10 protein-coding genes are annotated in these 19,611 nt (G+C 53.0%); 7 read left to right on the top strand and 3 right to left on the bottom strand.

The genetic code is table 11. The features are described 5' to 3' along the window. The first annotated feature begins 56 nt into the window (after positions 1 to 56). From CBW46_RS00615 to CBW46_RS00605, 3 genes are all read left to right on the top strand, one after another. Complete coding sequence (locus tag CBW46_RS00615; RefSeq protein ID WP_089198101.1) at positions 57 to 2,090, top strand: alpha-amylase family protein; 2,034 nt, start codon at positions 57 to 59, stop codon at positions 2,088 to 2,090. A 284-nt stretch (positions 2,091 to 2,374) separates the two neighbouring features. Then, a complete protein-coding gene (locus CBW46_RS00610; RefSeq protein ID WP_243633118.1) occupies positions 2,375 to 4,030 on the top strand; it encodes an ABC transporter substrate-binding protein in 1,656 nt (551 codons plus the stop codon). Positions 4,031 to 4,064: 34 nt separating this feature from the next. Beyond that, complete coding sequence (locus CBW46_RS00605; protein ID WP_165842160.1) at positions 4,065 to 5,804, top strand: alpha-L-fucosidase; 1,740 nt, start codon at positions 4,065 to 4,067, stop codon at positions 5,802 to 5,804. Positions 5,805 to 6,062: 258 nt separating this feature from the next. On the opposite strand, the gene CBW46_RS00600 is transcribed toward CBW46_RS00605, so the two are convergent. The 3 genes from CBW46_RS00600 to CBW46_RS00590 form a co-directional block, all read right to left on the bottom strand. Then, the gene (locus CBW46_RS00600; RefSeq protein ID WP_089198099.1) at positions 6,063 to 6,920 is read right to left on the bottom strand and encodes a carbohydrate ABC transporter permease; all 858 of its coding nucleotides are present in this window, start codon (positions 6,918 to 6,920) and stop codon (positions 6,063 to 6,065) included. 21 nt (positions 6,921 to 6,941) lie between these two features. Continuing rightward, complete coding sequence (locus CBW46_RS00595) at positions 6,942 to 7,829, bottom strand: carbohydrate ABC transporter permease (RefSeq protein ID WP_089198098.1); 888 nt, start codon at positions 7,827 to 7,829, stop codon at positions 6,942 to 6,944. A 90-nt stretch (positions 7,830 to 7,919) separates the two neighbouring features. Beyond that, entirely contained in the window at positions 7,920 to 9,164 is a 1,245-nt protein-coding gene (locus tag CBW46_RS00590; RefSeq protein ID WP_089198097.1) for a sugar ABC transporter substrate-binding protein, read from the bottom strand. A 393-nt stretch (positions 9,165 to 9,557) separates the two neighbouring features. On the opposite strand from CBW46_RS00590, the gene bglX reads away from it, so the two are divergent. The 4 genes from bglX (at position 9,558) to CBW46_RS21470 (ending at position 19,494) form a co-directional block, all read left to right on the top strand. After that, entirely contained in the window at positions 9,558 to 11,723 is a 2,166-nt protein-coding gene (gene bglX / locus CBW46_RS00585) for a beta-glucosidase BglX (protein WP_089198096.1), read from the top strand. Positions 11,724 to 11,755: 32 nt separating this feature from the next. Continuing rightward, the gene (locus CBW46_RS00580; protein ID WP_243633117.1) at positions 11,756 to 15,094 is read left to right on the top strand and encodes a GH36-type glycosyl hydrolase domain-containing protein; all 3,339 of its coding nucleotides are present in this window, start codon (positions 11,756 to 11,758) and stop codon (positions 15,092 to 15,094) included. 107 nt (positions 15,095 to 15,201) lie between these two features. Then, positions 15,202 to 16,167 carry a LacI family DNA-binding transcriptional regulator gene (locus CBW46_RS00575; RefSeq protein ID WP_089198095.1) on the top strand — a complete coding sequence of 322 codons (966 nt, stop codon included), beginning with the start codon at positions 15,202 to 15,204 and terminating at the stop codon, positions 16,165 to 16,167. Between the two features lie 414 nt (positions 16,168 to 16,581). Continuing rightward, positions 16,582 to 19,494, top strand: coding sequence for a glucoamylase family protein (locus CBW46_RS21470; RefSeq protein WP_207802212.1), 2,913 nt, complete (start codon positions 16,582 to 16,584; stop codon positions 19,492 to 19,494). The last annotated feature ends 117 nt before the right edge of the window (positions 19,495 to 19,611 follow it).

Genomic DNA, 19,611 nt, shown 5'->3' with positions numbered 1-19,611 from the left:
AGCGCCTGCTGTTTTCCATACACACGCTTTGAACAAAAGGAGGCTTCGATTTAGCCATGTCAACCGAATTACGTTTTAGACAAGTGCATTTGGATTTTCACACGAGTCCGGAAATCGCCGGAATCGGGGAAGAGTTCGACGCAGAGCAGTTCGCGGCGACTTTGGAGAAAGCCAGAGTGAATTCGATTGCGTGCTTTGCGCGCTGCCATCACGGGATGCTTTATTACGATTCCCAGTTGAACCCGGAGCGGGTTCATCCGAACCTCAAGAACAAAAATCTGTTGAAAGAACAAATCGACGCCTGCCATAGCCGCGGTATCCGCGCCCCAATCTATATCACGGTGCAGTGGGATCACTTCACAGCCGAACAGCATCCGGAGTGGATTGCCTTGGATGAGCACGGCAATGCGATCGGCACGCCGGTATACGAGCCGGGTTTTTACCGTCACCTTTGCGTCAACACCGCGTATCGGGATTTCCTAAAACAGCACACGAAGGAACTGCTCGATATGTTCGAGGTTGATGGCATTTTCTACGACATCGTAAAAATGGTGGAATGCTCATGCAAGCAATGCCGGGCGGATATGCTGGCGCAGGGATTGGACCCCAGCAGATCTGCTGACCGCCTGCGTTTTGCAACAGAGATGATGGACGATTTCAAAAGAGATATGTCTGCATTTATCCGACAATACAATACGGAGTGCACCATCTTTTACAACAAAGGGCATATCGGTGTGGCCGACAAGCCTGCCGCCGGCGCTTTCACCCATTTTGAGCTGGAATCGCTGCCAAGCGGCGGTTGGGGGTATATGCATTTCCCGCTGGCAATGAGGTACGCGCGTACTTTGGGGCACGATTGCCTCGGCATGACCGGAAAATTCCACACGTCCTGGGGGGATTTCCACTCCTTCAAAAACCAGGTCGCGCTGGAGTTTGAATGCTTCAACATGCTGTCGCTGAATGCCAAATGCAGCATTGGCGACCAGCTTGATCCAAGCGGCAAAATCTCGGCTCCTGTGTATGACTTGATCGGTGCGGTGTACAGCCAAGTGGAGCAAAAGGAACCTTGGTGTGCAGGTGCCCGAGCTGTCACAGATATCGGGCTGTTCACTCCGGAGGAATTCAGTGAAAAAGAGCTGAGAATGCCGCCCGCTGCAGTCGGCGCCGCGCGAATGCTGCAGGAGAGCGCCCATCAATTTGACATCATTGACAGTAAAACTGATTTCTCCCGCTATAAAGTATTGATACTGCCCGACAATATACCGGTGTCCGCCGGCTTCGCACAAAAGCTGGATGAATTTGCAGCTGCCGGCGGCGCGGTGATCGCTTCATTCGAGTCCGGTTTGAACGCGGATACAAACGAGTTGGGCTGGAGTCAGCTTGGCATTGATTTGAAGCCTGATCCCACTCGAGATGAGGACGGCAATCTGGTGCGGGGCGTGCGTTATTTCAGAAATGACTACACGGACTACATTCTGCCCCAAGGTACGATTGGGGAGGGATTGCCCGACACGGAGCACGCTATGCACATGAAAGGCGTGGAAGTGCAGGCGCGTTCCGGAACTGAGGTTCTGGCCATGACCGTGCGATCGCACTTTGACCGCTCTTACCGGCATTTCTGTTCTCACCGGCAGTCGCCTTCTTCCGGGAAGCCGGACTATGCGGGCATTGTGAAAAATGGTAATGTGATTTATTTCGCCCACCCGATTTTTTCACAGTATCATCAAAACGCGCCGCGCTGGTGCAAGCAGCTGTTCCTCAATGCGCTGCGTATGGTGCTGCCAGAGCAAGTGCTGACACATAGCGGACCGAGCACCATGTTGGCGACGGTGAATGAACAATCCGCGTATCAGCGTTGGGTCGTGCATCTGCTGCATTACATTCCCGAGCGCCGGAGCGCAGACATTGACATCATTGAGGATGTGATTCCTGTGCACGGCATCAAAGTCAGGGTGCGGACAGATAACGAAGTAGTTAGCGTGAGCTGTGTGCCTGAGCAGCAGCCTTTGCCGTTTACTTACGCCGATGGGCATGTTGAATTCGAGCTGCCTAAGCTCAATGGACATCAAATGATCTCTATCCAATATTGATGTCCGTGTCAGTGCATCAGCAGAGGACTTATGACATAGGGGGGATTGCGTATACGTGACAGCTGTTAGTAGCATCATTCCAGATGGAGGCCGACTCCGCACACGGCTCTGTTTTGACTAACTACACACGATTGAACTCGCTCCTGACCGTTGATTAGCGGCACATGAATGGGACACCTCTGCTTGCTATCCGTTTGACCAGCTGCACATGCTCGGACACCTGTGCTTACTGACTTGATTGAATGGTTTGGAAAATGACGATTCATCACTAGGAGGAGATTTCATTGCGCCGATGGTTTCTATCCTGCAGCAGTGTTGTGCTTGGTGTGAGTATGGTTCTCGGCGGCTGTTCCGACCTTAAGGCCGGTGACAGCCAAGGCGAGAACATAGATACGTCGAAAGTGAGTAAGGCAGGGGAGTTTCCCATTTCCAAAGAAAAGGTAACTCTCAAAGTGATGGTGAAGTCGCCGGCATATGTCGAGGACTTCGCGACGAATGAAATGACCAAGTATTTGGAAGAAAAAACGAATGTGCATATCGAATGGGATGTGGCGACGGAAAAATCGGCCCCGGAAAAGTTAAACATCATGTTGGGCAGCGGTGACTATCCCGATGTGATACTGGGCTTTGGCGTGTCGAATACGCAGCAGCTGATTTACGGCAGTCAAGGAGTATTTTTGCCGCTGAATAAGCTGATCGAGGAGTATGGCATCGAAACCAAAAAAATGTTTAAAAAGGCACCGTATGTGAAGGATATGATCACGGCGCCGGACGGCAATATTTATGCGCTGCCACAGGTGAACGAATGCTTCCACTGTTCCATGTCCCAAAAAGCGTGGATTTACAAGCCTTGGCTGGATAAACTCGGACTGAAAGTACCGACCACCACAGATGAATTCTACGAGGTGTTGAAAGCGTTTAAAACACAGGACCCGAATGGCAATGGAAAAGCCGATGAAATTCCGATGGCGGGGGCGGCGTTGGGATCTGCTGTAGGCATCGATCAATTTTTGATGAATTCTTTCATTTTAAATCCTGTGGAGGGCGAAAAAAGACTGTACCTGGTGGATGGTAAAGTGACGGTGCCGTTCGATAAGCCGGAATGGAAAGAAGGATTGCAATATCTGCACAAGCTGTATTCCGAAGGGCTGATCGATGCTCAATCATTCACACAGGACCGCACTCAGTTCAAGCAAATGGGCGAAAATCCGGATGCGGTGATACTGGGAGTTGCCGCAGCGCAGCACAATGGAATTTTCACTGATTTCTACGGAAAAAGCGGCAGATGGCTTGAATATGTCACCGTTCCGCCTTTGAAAGGACCCAAAGGAGTGCAGGTGACACCGTACCGGACCAGTGTGGGCGGAGGGCAATTTTTGATTACGACAACGAGCAAACACCCGGAAGCCGCTTTCCGCTTGGCTGATTTCATGTACACGGAAGAAATGGCGCTCAGAACGGATATTGGCCGTCCCGATAAGGAATGGGTGTGGGCGGATAAGTCGGAAATCGGAATCAACGGCAAGCCGGCCATTTGGAAAAGGATAGCGACCCTGCCGACCGTGCAAAACGTGATGTGGTCGCAGACCGGACCATCGCTCAGAACCAGTGATTTCAGATTGGGCGAGGTGGCCGATCCGAAGAAGCCGCAGGAGATCATTTTGTACAATGAAACGAAAAACAATTATGAGCCCTACAAGCAGAAGACGGAAAGCTTCTTCCCGCCGCCGTACTTCACCAACGAGCAGGCCACAGAGCTCGCGGATTTGGAAAAGGTGATCACGGATTATGTGAAGGAAATGATCGCCCGCTTTGTCACTGGTGATGCAAATCTGGACAAAGACTGGGATGCCTATTTGCAAAGCCTGGAAAATATGAATCTACAGCGGTACATCGAGATTAATCAAGCTGCTTACGATGCCAAAGATCAAAAAAAATAAGGGGCTTCTCCCAATTTTGAAAGGGGTATTCGATATGTCAACTTCTCAAACTGCTGTACACGCAAACAAGATGGCTTGGTGGAGAGAGGCCAAGTTCGGTATGTTTATCCACTGGGGATTGTATTCGATTCCAGCCGGCCAATGGAAAGGGAAAGAGATACCGGGCATTGGGGAATGGATCATGAAGCGGGCGCAAATTCCGATCGCTGAGTATGAGCAGCTGGCCGCGCAGTTCAATCCGGTGAAATTCAACGCTCGTGAATGGGCGGAGGTAGCGAAAAATGCGGGCATGAAATACATCGTCATCACCGCCAAACACCATGACGGTTTTTGCATGTACCATTCCAAGGTATCCAAATACAATATCGTGGATGCCACACCGTTTGGCCGTGATCCGATGAAGGAGCTGGCTGAGGAATGTGCCAAGGCGGGGCTGAAGCTATGCTTCTACTATTCTCAAACACAGGACTGGTACGAGAAAGATGCCGTGGGCAACAACTGGGATTACCCGGATGACGCAGAAAAAGATTTCGACAGATACCTGCAGGAGAAGGTGAAACCGCAGCTAAAAGAGCTGCTCACGCAGTATGGTCCGGTCGGTTTGATCTGGTTCGATACGCCGATGACGATGACGGAATCGCAAAGTCAGGATTTGGCGGAGTACGTGACCAGCCTTCAGCCGGATTGCATTGTCAACGGAAGAGTCGGCAACGGACACGGCGATTACGTCTGCTTGGGAGATAACGAGACGCCTGCGACAGCGCTGCATGCAGACTGGGAAACGTGTGCAACGCTAAATCATACGTGGGCGTTCAAGAAGAATGACCACCATTGGAAATCCCCTGACACCATTATTCGGTTATTATCGGATATTATCGGCAAGGGCGGCACCTATCTGTTGAATGTAGGACCGACGGCCGAAGGCGTGATCCCTGAGCCGAGCGTGAATGTGCTGAATGAAGTGGGCCGTTGGTTGGCCGTAAATGAGGAGGCCATCAGGGGAACAACAGCGAACCTGTTCGAGACGGAATTTGAATGGGGCACCATTACCTTTAAGCCGGGAAAAGTGTATCTCCACTTATTTGAATGGCCTAAGGGTGAATTTGCGCTGCACGGGTTGAAGAATCGTGTCAACAGGGCTTACCTGTTAGCCGCGCCGCAGCAGGATCTTGCGTTTGAGCAATCGTATGACGACGCCACCGGCACTAATACGCTGTCCGTTACGCTGCCCGCAGATGCACCGGGACAATATACCGCCGTTTTGGCATTGGATATCGACGGCACGGCTGAGGTGGATAACACTCTGATGCAGCTGGCAGACCGAAAGATCGTTCTCCACGGCCATCACGCCGAGATCCATCAGCAGAGCGGGTCGCAAATCGGTCTATCGCGCGCCGGCGTGATTACGAATTGGACGGATGCGAGCGACTGGTTAAGCTGGGAGTTCAAAGTCATCCAGCCGGGACGCTTTCAAGTAGAAGTGATAAGTATGGCGGAGAAGGCTAGGGATGCGCTGGGCGAGCACATCGGCCGCTGGGAAGGAGGACATGAACTTATGCTCGAGGCAGCTGGACAACAGCTGAACTGCGTTATGGAAGAGCACGAGAGGATCGTCAATTCCCGATCACTTTATTTTAACCGGATCCGCTCCAAGTGCGGCGAAATCAGCATAGACCAGCCGGGCGACTACAGCCTGCAGCTCCAGACGGTGAAACTGAACAGTGAGATGGAACTGGGTCTGAAGCTCATCTCGGTGAATCTGATTCCTGTGTAAGTCTGCTTAACGTCCCCAGCGGTGAACAAGCAGATTAGACAAACGCAGGCCGTATCGAGTTCAAGTCCAACCGTGGAAAACGACCTTCACGCTTTCCCCAAGGCGGGAATAACGGTAGCATGGAACAAAGAGTTCCGCACTTGCGGGGCTCTTTGTTCTATACATGAGAAAAAGCGCCTGCCGGCGCTTTGTAGAAAGTTTGAGAAGAGGCAACACTTTTTCGCTGGGAGCTTAACCCGGTGACGTTCGGCGCATTTTTTACTTCATCCCTGAAATGGTGTAGTTCTCGATAATGTGCCGTTGGAAGATGATAAAGATAATGATAATCGGCAGGACCATAAGCGTTGCGCCGGCCATCTGCAGGGCGAAATTTTGATTCGTCTGGCTTTTCATCAGTGCCAGTCCGACGGATAGCGTGTAGAGATTTTCGTCATTTGCGATAATCAGCGGCCAGAGAAAGCTGTTCCAGCCCGCGATGAACGTCAGGATCGCCTGCACGGAGAGAATCGGCTTCGAGATCGGCAGCGCGATCTGCAGGAAGGTGCGGAATTCGCTCGCTCCATCGAGGCGGGTTGCTTCCAGCAGTTCGTCCGGGATGGTGGCCATGAACTGCCGGAACAGGAAAATACCGAATGCGCCGACGAGAGCCGGCAGAATGATGCCGATCATCGTATTGGTCATCTGCATACTGTTCAGGATGAGGTAGACCGGGATCATCGTCACCTGCGCGGGAATCATCATCGTGGCGAGCACCATATAAAACAAAGGCTCCCGGCCCTTAAACTTGTATTTGGCAAAGCCGAATCCGGCCATGGCATTAAAAAATAGGCCGACGAAAGAGAAGAGGACAATAATGAGTGTATTCCGCAAATAAACGCCGAAGTTGAGGGTAACGAACAGCTTTTCCAGATTGCCCAGCGTGAACGTTTCCGGCCACAGCGTGGGCGGGATGCTCAGCACTTCGTTTTCGGGCTTAAAGGTGGATAGAATCATCCAGATAAACGGAAGAAGCATCAAAATGCCGAAAAGGGTTAATGCGATTGCGGCCAGCCATTGCAGAAGCCTATAGCTGGCGCTCGCATCGGCAGATTTCAGGTTAGTGGTTGTGGCGCTCATCGTTTGGCTTCCTTTCCCATATTAAAGATCGGTATCTTTCGATTGGAACCTGAACTGGATCAAGGTCACGAGGATAATGGCAAAAAACAGGATGAACGATCCTGCCGCCGCGTAACCGAAATGGCTTAGCTGGAAGCCGTTGCGGTAGATGAACAAGGCGACGGATGTTGTACTGTCCAGCGGGCCGCCGCTTGTCATAATAAACGGCTCCTCGAAAAACTGCAGCCAACCGATCATGGTGGTGATGGATACGAAGAAGATCGCAAAACGGAGCATCGGAATCGTGATGTTCCACATTTGCTGCAGCCGGCTGGCGCCGTCCAGCTGTGCAGCCTCATAATAAGATTTCGGAATGCTCTGCAGAGCCGCGATAAAAATAATCATATTGAGCCCGATGGCTCGCCATAACGCCAGAAAAATCAGCGATATTTTCGCAACGATCGGATCGGTCAACCAAGGCACCGGCCCCAGATGAATCAAGTTCAACAAGTAGTTTAATAAGCCGAAAGCCGGATTGTAGAGGTAAAACCAAACGACGGCAACGGCGACGACGTTGGTGACCGATGGCAGGTAATAGACGACACGAAAGACTTTAAAGATCTTTGAAGTACCGAAATTGATCAAGAGCGCGACACTGAGCGAGCACAAGATGACCAAAGGCACCCCGATCACAACGTAAAACAGTGTGTTGAAGATGGACTTGCGGAAAATCGGATCGGACAGCACATCCTGATAATTTTGCACTCCGATGAATTTAATGTTGGCATAATCGGCCAGCCCGGCAAGGTCCATATCGGTAAAACTAATGACCAGCGCGATCAGGATCGGCAGGATAGAAAATAACGTTAACAGGATTAAGGCCGGAGCGATAAACAGGTAAGGCGCTTTTTTCGCCGTGAATCCCTTCATGACAAGTCCTCTCCTTTACGAGGGTCAAACGCGTTAAGTAGATGAACAGCTACCCAGCTTACGCCGGTTAGCTGTGGGATGGCAGCTATGTTACTTACTCAGGATTTGTTCGGCCTTTTTGTTGAAAGCGTCCATTTCCGTCTGCACGTTTGCGTTGGCGCGGTAGATGTTTTCGAAGCTCTTCAAGTAGCTTTGCGCGATTTCTTCAAACGGTTTGATCAGCGGCATCGGTTCCGAAGCGTTCAGCTGCTCGCCGATGACCTTGTAGTTCGGATCGTTCGTGAGCGACGGATCTTCCCATGCTTTCTTGGTCGACGGCAGCGTATTGCTCAGCTTTAGCCACTCCAGCTGGGTTGCCGGTTTGCTCATATAGGCGATGAATTTCAGAGCCTCTTCTTTATGTTCGGTATGCTGGAAGACCGAGAGATTGGAGCCGCCCAGGGAAGAAGTGTTGTTTTCTTTTTTGGGCAGTACGGCGGTCGCCCATTTATCTTTGATGTCCGGTGCCTGGTCGTTGATCAACTTAATCATCCAAGGACCGCTGATGAACATCGGTGCGATTCCTTTTTGGAACGCGGGTACGATATCCATGCCGAGGTCTTTCGGTGCGGAACCGTCCTGGAAGAAGCTGTTCAGGTATTCGACGGCCTGCACGAATTCCGGCTGGTTAAACAGCGGCTTGTTGTTGTCGATCAGCTTTGAGCCGTTTTGCCGGGCGAACATAAAGGCCAGGGACTGCTCTTTCGTATCGATGCTCAAGCCATAGCTGCCGTTTCCGCGGGCGGCGAGCTTTTTCGCCGCATCGGACAGCTCTTCCCACGTTTTTGGCGCTTCGTTATAGCCGACCGATTGCAGCAGATCCTTCCGGTAGTAGAGGACGCGGGTATCGATGTACCACGGCACACCGACGACCGCATCGCCCTGCCTCGTCGTCGCTACGGCGCCCGGGTAGAAGTTGGACTCGGCAAACTCAGGGTAGCTGCCAAGCTCCGCTTTCAAGTCCATCAGCGCATTGGCGGATGCGAATTCCGGAATCCAAGTCGTGCCCAGTTGAAGCACGTCAGGTCCTTTTTTGGAGGCGACTGCGGTGATCAGCTTATCATGAGCGGTGTCCCACGGCAGCGCCTGCACATTGATTTTAATGTTGGGATTTTCCTGTGTGAATTTGTCCGCGAGCTGTGGAAGCGATTTTGCCTCTTCCCCCATCGCCCAGACGTTCAGCGTGACGGTACCGCCCGCTGCGCCCTCGGAGCTGTCGGTTCTCGATGAACATCCTGCCAGAACACCCGTTGCCAGCACCGAGCTGGCCAATACTGCCGTAACCATTTTACGCATAAGTCATTTCCTCCCGGCTCAAATGAGTTCTACTTCGATGCTTGCAGTTACTTCAGTTTCACTAAATCGGATATAAAACAGTGCATGTAATGTTTTCCCGCTGCACCTCCCGGGAAGCGACGTTCCCCCGTTAACAGTTAAAAGTATACAATCAAAATAAGAATTCTTAGAAACGTTTCGATTCTCATATTAAGATGATATGTCTGGAATAAAAACGTTTCGATGCCATTATAAAACATTATGAAATCGTGTTCAACTGGATAAATAAGGATGATGGGAACGTTTTAAAATACAACTATTGGTAAAATCCTTACATTGACGTCGCATTTTAATCCATTTATAATTTGTTTCGAAACGTTTCGAAACTTGCGACAGAAGCTGGAGGGCATTCAAATGACAGATCAGCAACTGCAAGCGCTGCTCGAACAATTAACGCTGGATGAAAAAATCGGCCAACTCCTGCAGCTCGCCGTGCCTTTTTTTGAAGGAACGGAGAACGAGGGTCAAATTACCGGTCCGATGGCGGCCATGGGCATCACGGAAGAGACGGTGAAAAATACGGGCTCCGTGCTCGGATTGGCAGGCGCCAAGGAAGCCATGGCCGTGCAAAAGGCTCATTTAAGCAAGAATCGATTGAGTATCCCGCTGCTCGTTATGGCGGATATCGTTCATGGCTATAAAACCATATTTCCCGTTCCGCTCGCAATCGGCTGTTCCTGGGATCTGGAACTGGCCGAGCAAAGCGCGGAAATCGCGGCAAGAGAAGCTTCCGCTGCGGGTGTTCACGTGACGTTTGCGCCGATGGTCGATTTGGTGAGGGATCCGAGATGGGGACGCGTCATGGAGACCACCGGCGAGGATCCTTATCTCAATAGTGAATTTGCACGAGCTTTCGTTCGCGGATTCCAGGGGACGGATCTGACAGGCGACACCGGGCGGCTCGCCGCGTGTGTGAAGCATTTTGCGGCATACGGCGCTGCGGAAGGCGGACGCGACTACAATACCGTGGATATGTCGGAAAGGCAGCTGCGCGAGTATTATCTGCCTGCCTATAAAGCGGCGCTTGATGCAGGCTGCGAAATGGTGATGACCGCATTCAACACGGTCGACGGCATTCCTGCCGCGGGCAACAAGCGTCTGCTGCGTGATCTGCTCCGAGGCGAATGGAACTTTGACGGTGTCGTTATCTCGGACTGGGGCGCAGTCAAAGAAATGATACCGCACGGCGTGGCTGCCGACGAGGCGGAAGCCGCTCTGAAGGCGATCGAAGCCGGAGTCGACATCGAAATGATGACGGCTTGCTACCCGGATCATTTGCGCAAGCTGGTGGAATCCGGTTCCGTCGATGAAGGCTTAATCGATGAAGCTGTCATGCGCATCCTGCAGCTCAAGCGGAAACTGGGGCTGTTCGAGAACCCTTACCGCGGCGCCGATGTAGAACGCGAGAAACAGGTCGTATTCAGTGAAGAACACCGCAAGGCGGCGCGCCAGCTGGCGGTGAAGTCCTGTGTGCTCTTGAAAAATGACTCGGTCTTGCCGCTGCGCCCGGAACAAAATATCGCGCTGATCGGACCGTTCGCGCAGAACGGCGACATCCTTGGCCCCTGGTCGTGGACCGGCTCGACAGAGGATGCCGTGCAGCTGTACGACGGCATGCTGGCGCACACGGCAGCTTCCAATATTGTTGTCGCGCAGGGATGCGATATCGAAACCGCTGCGGAGGAGCACTGGCAGGAAGCGCTGAATACCGCACGCCAGGCTGACGTAATTGTGCTGGCGCTTGGCGAGCATTCCGAAATGAGCGGGGAAGCCGGAAGCCGTGCGGACATCCGTCTGCCGGAAATCCAGCTGAAGCTGCTCGCCGAGCTGAAAAAGATGGGCAAGCCGATCGTTGTCGTTCTATTCAACGGCCGGCCGCTGGATCTGCGCAGCGTCGTGGAATCAGCTGATGCGATTTTGGAAGCCTGGTATCCAGGATCAGAAGGCGGTGCCGCCGTAGCCGATCTGCTGTACGGTGCGGAGACTCCGTCGGGCCGGCTCACGATGTCGTTTCCTTATTCCGTCGGCCAGGTGCCGGTTTATTACAACAATTTCAACACAGGCCGTCCGCAAGGTGCGCCTGACGCCCAAATCCGCTACGTGTCGCAGTATTTGGACATCCCGAACGAGCCGCTGTATCCGTTCGGCTACGGGTTAAGCTACACGGCCTTCCGCTACAGCGGTGCCAAAATTTCTGCGCCGGTCATGCCGCCTGACGAAAAGCTGACGGTGACGGTAAACGTGAGCAATACCGGCAGCGCCGCCGGCGAAGAAGTCGTTCAGCTGTACGTCCGTGATCTGGCGGGTGAGGTCGTTCGGCCGCTGAAAGAGCTGAAGGACTTCCGGAAGATCGCGCTGAAACCCGGCGAAAGCAGGGAAGTAACGTTCACGTTGGAAGAGAGCCAGCTGCGCTACCACCACTCGGACCTGCAGTTTGCGAGCGATGCCGGAGAGTTCGCAGTGTTCATCGGCCCAAATAGCAGAGATGTAACGGAACTCCGTTTCAGGCTGGAGAAGTGATCGATCACAACGAAGAAAGCGAGGGACATAGGGTGGTACGAGCAGAAACCGAGTTTCAAATCAAAGCGGGGAATCTCCGGTTTTCCTTTGTCAACAGCGGAGATATCCGCGAAATAACTTACAACAAAACAATGATCAACCAGTGGGTGGCTAACCCGCTGGATGGCTCGTTAAACAACCTGTACCTGCGCCTGCACGAGCCGTCCGGTATTAAAGCCGTGCCGCTGCTCGGTGTGCGCTCGCGCAGCCGTGTACGCTATACCGACTCGCAGGTGACATGGGAAGGAGCCGTCGAGCAGCTGCGCTATGAAGTGACGCTGCGCGTCACCCGTCACGACATCTGGTTTTGGGATGTGCGGGTCGACGGCAACGATGCGGAAGTCGATCTTGTGTACGGGCAGGATCTCGGCCTCGCCGACAAAGGCGCCGTACGCACCAACGAAGCGTATGTATCCCAATATATTGACCATGCCGTGTTCCGGAACGAGCATGGCTGCGTGGTCTGCTCCCGGCAAAATATGCCCCAGCAAGGGGGCTTCCCTTACCTGCAGCAGGGCGGTTTAACGCCGATGTCCAGTTATTCGACGGACGGGTTCCAATTTTTCGGCTTGTCCTATAAGGAGACGAACGAACCGGAGGCGCTCAGCCGGGAAGCTCTGGCCGGTGAGGTGTACCAGTACGAGTTCGCATACACGGCGCTTCAGTCGGAGCGCGTCAAGTTAAACGGTTCGGCGCGATTTGTGTTTTACGGCCTCTTCATGCCCGATCATCCGTCTGCCGTCGATTCTCTGGAGTTCGAAACCGAGATCCTGCAAGCATGGAAAACCATGGGAACCCAAGCTGCGGAACCCGGCCGTTCGCTGGAGCCTGTTCGTCTCGCCTCCGATATCGCCGCGCCTTTGGCGGGGGGACCGATGACGCCGGAAGAGATTGAGCGTTTGTTCCCGAACCGCCGTCATGAAGAGTGGGAAGGCGGTATGCTTCTTTCCTTTTTTACCGATACCCGTGAGCATGTTGTATTGAAGCAAAAGGAGCTTCTTGTAGAGCGCCCGCACGGCCATATTCTTATGAGCGGCGACAATGCGCGTTTACGCGAAAATGTGATGACGACTACTTCTTATATGTACGGGATATTTAATTCGCAGGTAGTCGTGGGCAACACGAATATCAACAAAATGCTGACGAATGCGCGTAATGCGTTGAATATCATGAAGACTTCGGGTCAGCGCATCTACGTGGAGATGGACGGCGGCTACCGGCTGTTGACCATGCCGTCGATGTTCGAAATCGGGTTCAACTACACCCGCTGGACTTACAAAACGGCAGACGATGTGCTGGTGATCACGAATTACACTACGGTAGATACACCTGAAGTCCATCTCCATGTCCGCTCGCAAAGCGGAAAAGCACACCGTTTCCTGATTACGAACCAGGTGAGCATGAACATGAATGAATACGATGCTCCGTTTCAGGTTCGACAAGAGGGCGAGATTCTTACGTTCTACGCCGGCAGCAATGCGGAGAGCGCCTCCGTTTGGCCCAAGCTGTGCTACCGCATGCGGGTGAACGGTGCGGGCTTCCAGGTGGGAAATGAAACAAGAATGGCAGCAAACGCCGAGCCGGGCTCCGCTTCCCTCGTGGTATTGGAACTGGAGCCTGCCGCGGAATGGAGCGTGACCATACAAGGACTGCTGCAGGACGAGGACCTGCCTTTTACGCAGGTGGCCGCTGCGGATGAAATCGCGCGTTACCGGGCGTTTTATGCGGACGTCATGAACGGATTCTGCCTGTCCCGAAACGACGGTGCCTTGGAAGAGATCGACAAAGTGAATACGCTCGCCTGGTGGTATACCCACAACATGCTCGTGCATTACTCGGTGCCTCACGGTCTGGAGCAGTACGGCGGGGCGGCTTGGGGAACGCGTGACGTCTGCCAAGGACCGGCGGAATATTTCCTGGCGACGCAGAAGTACGGCGAAGTGCGCGATATCCTGAGCATCGTGTACAGCCATCAGTATGAAGACGACGGCAACTGGCCGCAGTGGTTCATGTTCGACCGCTACGCCAAAATCCAGCAGGGGGAGAGCCACGGAGATATCATCGTTTGGCCGCTCAAAGTGGTCAGCGATTATCTTGCCGCAACCGGGGATTTTGGCATCCTGCAGGAGAAACTCCCGTACACAGTACGCGGCAGCTTCGAATTCACGGAAGCTACAGCGCCTTTATCGGAGCATATCAAAAAAGAAATTGATTATATCAAGCGGCATTTCCTCCACGATACGCACCTGTCCTCATACGGAGACGGAGACTGGGATGACACGCTTCAGCCGGCCAATGCGCAGCTGAAACGGTACATGATCAGCAGCTGGACGGTGGCACTGACGTACCAGGTGTTCAGCCAGCTGTCCGCTGTGCTTGCGGGGGCCGACAAAGCCTTGGCAGCCGAGCTGAACCAACTGGCGGCGGGGATCAAGGCCGACTTTAACCGCTACATACTGGCGACGGATGTCATTCCCGGCTTCGTCTTTATGCAGGAACCGGGAAAACCGGAGCTGATGCTGCATCCGACCGATACGAAAATGGGCATTCAATATCGCCTGCTTCCGATGACGCGCAGCATGATCGGCGAGCTGCTCACTGAAGAGCAGGCGGCTGTGCATTATCAATTGATCAAGGACGAATTGTACTGTCCGGACGGCGTGCGCCTTATGAACCGGCCGGCGAGCTACGCCGGCGGCGTCAGCACGCACTTCAAACGAGCGGAGCAGGCGGCGAATTTCGGCCGGGAAATCGGGCTGCAGTACGTTCACGCCCACATCCGTTTCGTCGAAGCGATGGCCAAGCTGGGGAAAGCCGACGAAGCCTGGAAGGGGCTGGAGATGATCAACCCCGTCGGCATCCGCGGCGTCGTGCCGAACGCGGAGCTGCGGCAAAGCAACACTTACTTCAGCAGCTCGGACGGGAAGTTTCCTACCCGCTATGAGGCACAGCAACGTTTTGACGAGCTGCGGTCGGGGACGGTACCGGTTAAGGGCGGCTGGCGAATTTATTCCAGCGGCCCGGGAATTTACATGAACCAACTGATTTCTAATGTGCTCGGCATTCGGATGGCCGGCGGCGATTTGGTGATCGACCCGGTGCTGCCGCAACACTTGAACGGGCTGCAATTCGGGTATCGTATCCTTGGACGTAGTGTGAGCTTTACTTACCATATTGACGGCGGCTCTGTTCAGCGGGTTGTCATCAACGGCCAGGAGCGGGCGGGACAGAAGACGGCAAACCGTTACCGTCCAGGAGGGATGCGCATCCACGCGCAGGAGCTGAACGGTATACTCACCGATGGCTGCAACGAAATCGACATTTATTTGTAAGCCAACATAGGCGAATCTCGCGCGGTCGCCTTTTTGGTTTTTCTTCCTTGTATTCTTTTAATGTATAGTAAAAGATAAGAGCAGGAAATTGTTCGGAGGGGACTGCTGTGGTTAGTATTAAGGATATCGCGAAAAAAGCGGGAGTTTCGATTTCAACGGTATCGTATGCGCTGAACGGAAGTCCCAAAGTAACGGAAGAAACGTGCGCCAAGATTCTGGCCATAGCCAAAGAACTGAATTATGTTCCCAATGCCGCCGCAAGAACGCTCAAGAAACGGGTCACCAACATCATCGGCGCTTATTTGACGGATTTTGGCGGTGCGTTTTATGGCGAATTGCTGCAGGGCATGAAGGAAGTGCTGAATAAAAAGGGCTACGATTTGATCGTGTGCAGCGGCGCACAATCCCACCGTCTGCTGCCCGAACGCATGGTGGACGGCGCCATTATTTTGGATCAGTCGTTTGCCAGCGAAGAGCTGCTCCGTTACGCGGATCTGGGACATAAGATCGTTGTTTTGGACCGGGAGCTCAGCCACCCGAATGTAAATCAGGTGCTTCTGGACAATAAAGCGGGGGCGGCCTTGGCGGTTGAATATTTGCTTGAAAACGGACATCGGAACTTATATATCGTCACCGGTCCGGAAGGGTCGTACGATTCGAAGCAGCGCCTTCAAGCGGTAAAACAGACCGTCGAGCGTCATCAGCCGATCCGCTGCACCGGGATTCAGGGGAATTTCGATAAGGAATCGGGAGTACGAGCCGCCGCCCAAATGATTCGGGAATACACGGGGCCGGCTGCCGTCTTTTGTTTCAACGACGAGATGGCCATCGGCATCTACAATGCGCTGGCTGACACGGAGTATCGAGTCGGGGAGCATTTTCATATTATCGGATTCGATAACATTGAGCTTACGAAGTATACGCAGCCGCGGCTTGCGACCATCGATTATTCCAAGTTAAAATGGGGGGCGCTCGCTTCCGAGCAGCTGCTTAAATTGATTGAAGGCGAAGCCATCGAGAATGAACGAATCTATGTCACGTTGATGAAAGGCGAGTCCGTGCAGCCGGTTTAGCGCGCAGCACTGTAGTAGTTTGTGCAAAAGGACACCCTTGCTTCAGTTCAGCAGGGTTTCCTTTTCTTGTTTAGAAAGATGTATCGGCGTTTCAGTGGACGATCCTTTAAGTAGTAAGTGGACAGAGAACGGATCGCTGCACCATTATCGATATTGACCGGCAGAAAATTGTGGAATATAATTTTACTGAACTGTCGAAACGTTTCGATAACGTGGTATTTATTTTACTGTGAACTAAAACGGATATCCCATGGTTAATTTGATAGCGTTTACAGTGTAATTGTAGTAAGATGCTGGCTTTAAGGAGGTGATGACCGGCAGGGAGTGTGTAACGTAACTTTAGACGGTGATCCTTTTTCGGTAAAATCGAAACGTTTCGAAGGAACCGATCCCAACTTGAAAGGAGAAACACAAATGAATGTGTTGAAAACAACATCTTTGAGGGGGCTTTCGGTTGTTCTCAGTTTCACCCTCCTCGTTTCTTTGCTATTCCCTTTTCAATCTTCGTTCGCGGCCTCCAGCGATTTCACGTCCATGTCGGATGAGGAGCTGCTTGAGTATGAGAGCCGCCATTCGTTTTTATTCTTTTGGAACGAAGCAAACACCGATCCCCAGAGTCCGGCTTACGGCTTGATCCGCGACCGGGCGCCGGGCGATCCGCAGATGAGCAGCGTGGCGTCGGTAGGCTTCGGTTTGACGGCGCTTGTCATCGGGGCCGAGAGGGGCTGGGTCGATAAAACGCAGGCTGAGCAGCGGGTGCTGGGAACGCTGAACACGCTGCTAAATCACGCGGAACAGCTGAACGGTTTCTTTTATCACTTTCTCGATATGAGTACGGCAAAGCGTTACGGCACATCGGAGCTTTCCATCATTGATACGGGCATTGCCATCAGCGGCGCGCTTGCGGCTGGGGAATATTTCGGCGGAGAAGTGAAAGCGCTCGCGGATCGGCTCTACCGCAATGTGGACTGGAGCTGGTACACGGATAAAAACCCGGGCAGCAACTACAACCAGTTCTATATGGGCTATTCGCCGGAAAAGGGCTTTAGCGGCCATTGGGACTTTTACGCGGAGCAGTTCATGCTTTATTTCCTGGGCGCCGCGTCGCCGACCCATCCGATCGATCCCGAGATGTTTTACGACTTTATTAGAAAAACCGCTTCGTATGGGAATTATCCGACGTTTATCCATTCCTGGTTCGGTTCGTTATTCACTCACCAGTTCTCATTCGCCTGGTTCGATTTGAGAAACAAAATGGACCGGGAAGGCGTGGATTGGTGGAACAATTCAGTCATCGCCACGAAGTCGAGCCGTCAGTACAGCATTGATAACGCGGCGAAGTATAAAACCTACGGCCCCGACGCATGGGGATTCACGGCATCCGACGGTCCTAAAGGCTACGAGGGACGCTATGGATCGGCTCCGTCAGGCTTCTCGAACGAACAGCACATCATCGATGGAACCGTGACGCCGGCCGGCTCGCTTGGGTCGATCGTATTCACGCCGGAAGAGGTGCTGTCCACACTTCGTCATTACTATACATACCCTAATCTGATCGGAGATTACGGGTTGAAAGACGCCTACAATCTGGATGTCAGTCCGGAGTGGTACGGTCCCGACGTGATCGGCATCGACAAGGGCATCACGCTGCTCATGCTGGAGAATTACCGCAGCGGACTCGTCTGGAATTTGATGAATCAGAACAAGTATGTGCAGTCGGGAATGAAAAAGGTCGGGCTGACGGAGATCGGATCTACCGTGATCGACGATTTCGACGGCAACACGATCGGCTCCGGCTGGACGGACGGCGGCGATGAGGTTTATCGGGCAAGCTTGACCCGTGAACAGACCCATACGGGCACGGGCGCCTTAAAAGTCGAGTATACGAAGCAGCCGGGCAAGGAGTCGGCGTTTCTCGAGTTGAAATTTTCGGACGTGCAAAATCTCTCCTCCACCGATGCTCTGCACGCTCACATCTATGCATTGTCTGCAACTACCCTGCTGGTTAAACTGGATGGCGAATCAGGTACAATCGAGAAGCAGGTGAGCGTGCAGCCGGGCGGCTGGAGTTTGCTGGACTGGACGTTTACCGCTGAAGAGAAGGCAAAACTCGGTTCGGTAAACCGGCTGATGATTACTGCCGCTCCGGGCAAGTCGAGCGGTGAGGGTACATTTTATTTGGACGATCTGGCGGTCAAAGGGAAAGCTCCATCCGCCTCGAATCTGTGGATTCACGGGAAACCGATCGTCGGGGAAACGCTGACGGCGAATTACAGTTACTTCAGTCCGAGCGGTGCGGCGGAAGGAGCATCGCAAATCCGCTGGCTGAAAGCGGCCGATGCAAACGGCAGTTTTACACCGATACCGGGTGCTACACAGCGTACGTATACCGTACAGAAACAAGACGCGGGCAGCTGCATAAAGTTTGAGGTTACGCCTGTTACCGCAGTCGATCCGCTTACGAATGCTGCGCTGCAGGGGAATCCAAAGCAAAGCAGTCCTTCCGGTCGTATTGAGGTGGCGGAGCCGGAAGCCCGCAGCGTCACCATTACGACGATGCCGAAAGAAGTATTCACCAGTATCGATGACTTCGACGGTCAGTCGATTGAGCCGAATTGGTCCGACGCCGGAGATAACGTGTTTACGCTTAGCCTAGATAACAAAATCACACCGGATGGCGGAAACGCAATGCGCATCGATTACAACAAGGGCGACAAGACATGGCCTTTTGTGGAAGGTGTGGCAGACCCTACTCAGCCGGTGTTCGTCGGGGACTCCGTGACGATGCAGGTTTACGGCAAGTATGATTTTATTTTCAAGCTGGAAGAGGTGAGCGGACAGCACGAGAAGGCCTTCAAAGGCGATACTCAGGGCACCTGGCAGACGCTCAGCTGGGACATTTCCGCATTGAAACATGAGCTGAACGACGTGAAGCGAATCGTGTTCTTGGTGGAACCGGGGGCTGTCCATGTTTCGGGAACCTTTTATTTGGACAATTTGCGCGTAAACCGTATCGTTCAGACGGATTTGACTACAGAGGGATCACCGCTCATCGGCACTGCGGTTTACGGCGACTATGAATATTTCAACGCCAAGGGCTACTCGGAAGCGGGAACCACTTATCGCTGGTTGCGCGCCAAAACCAAGGATGGCAGCTATGAGCCGATCAAAGGGGCCGCCGCCAGAACGTATACGCCGACGGAACGCGATAAAGGCGATTACTTGAAATTTGAAGTCAGGCCCGGAGCGGACGGTCAGCCGCCTCGGGGAGAAGCAGTAAGGAGCGCTGCGAGCGACAGTGTGCTGAAGGATAAGAAAAAGCCGTAGAAGCATGATCGTCGCGAGGACAAGGAAGATAGGGGCAGAAAGTAACTAAAACGTGAGGAAAATAAAGGCGGGAAGCCGATTATCGGCAGCCCACCTTTATTTTTGCGTGTGAGAGAT

It is taken from the genome of Paenibacillus xerothermodurans (assembly GCF_002220865.2).
GTDB lineage: Bacteria > Bacillota > Bacilli > Paenibacillales > NBRC-103111 > Paenibacillus_S > Paenibacillus_S xerothermodurans.
This window is presented reverse-complemented; position numbering and strand designations above follow the sequence as displayed.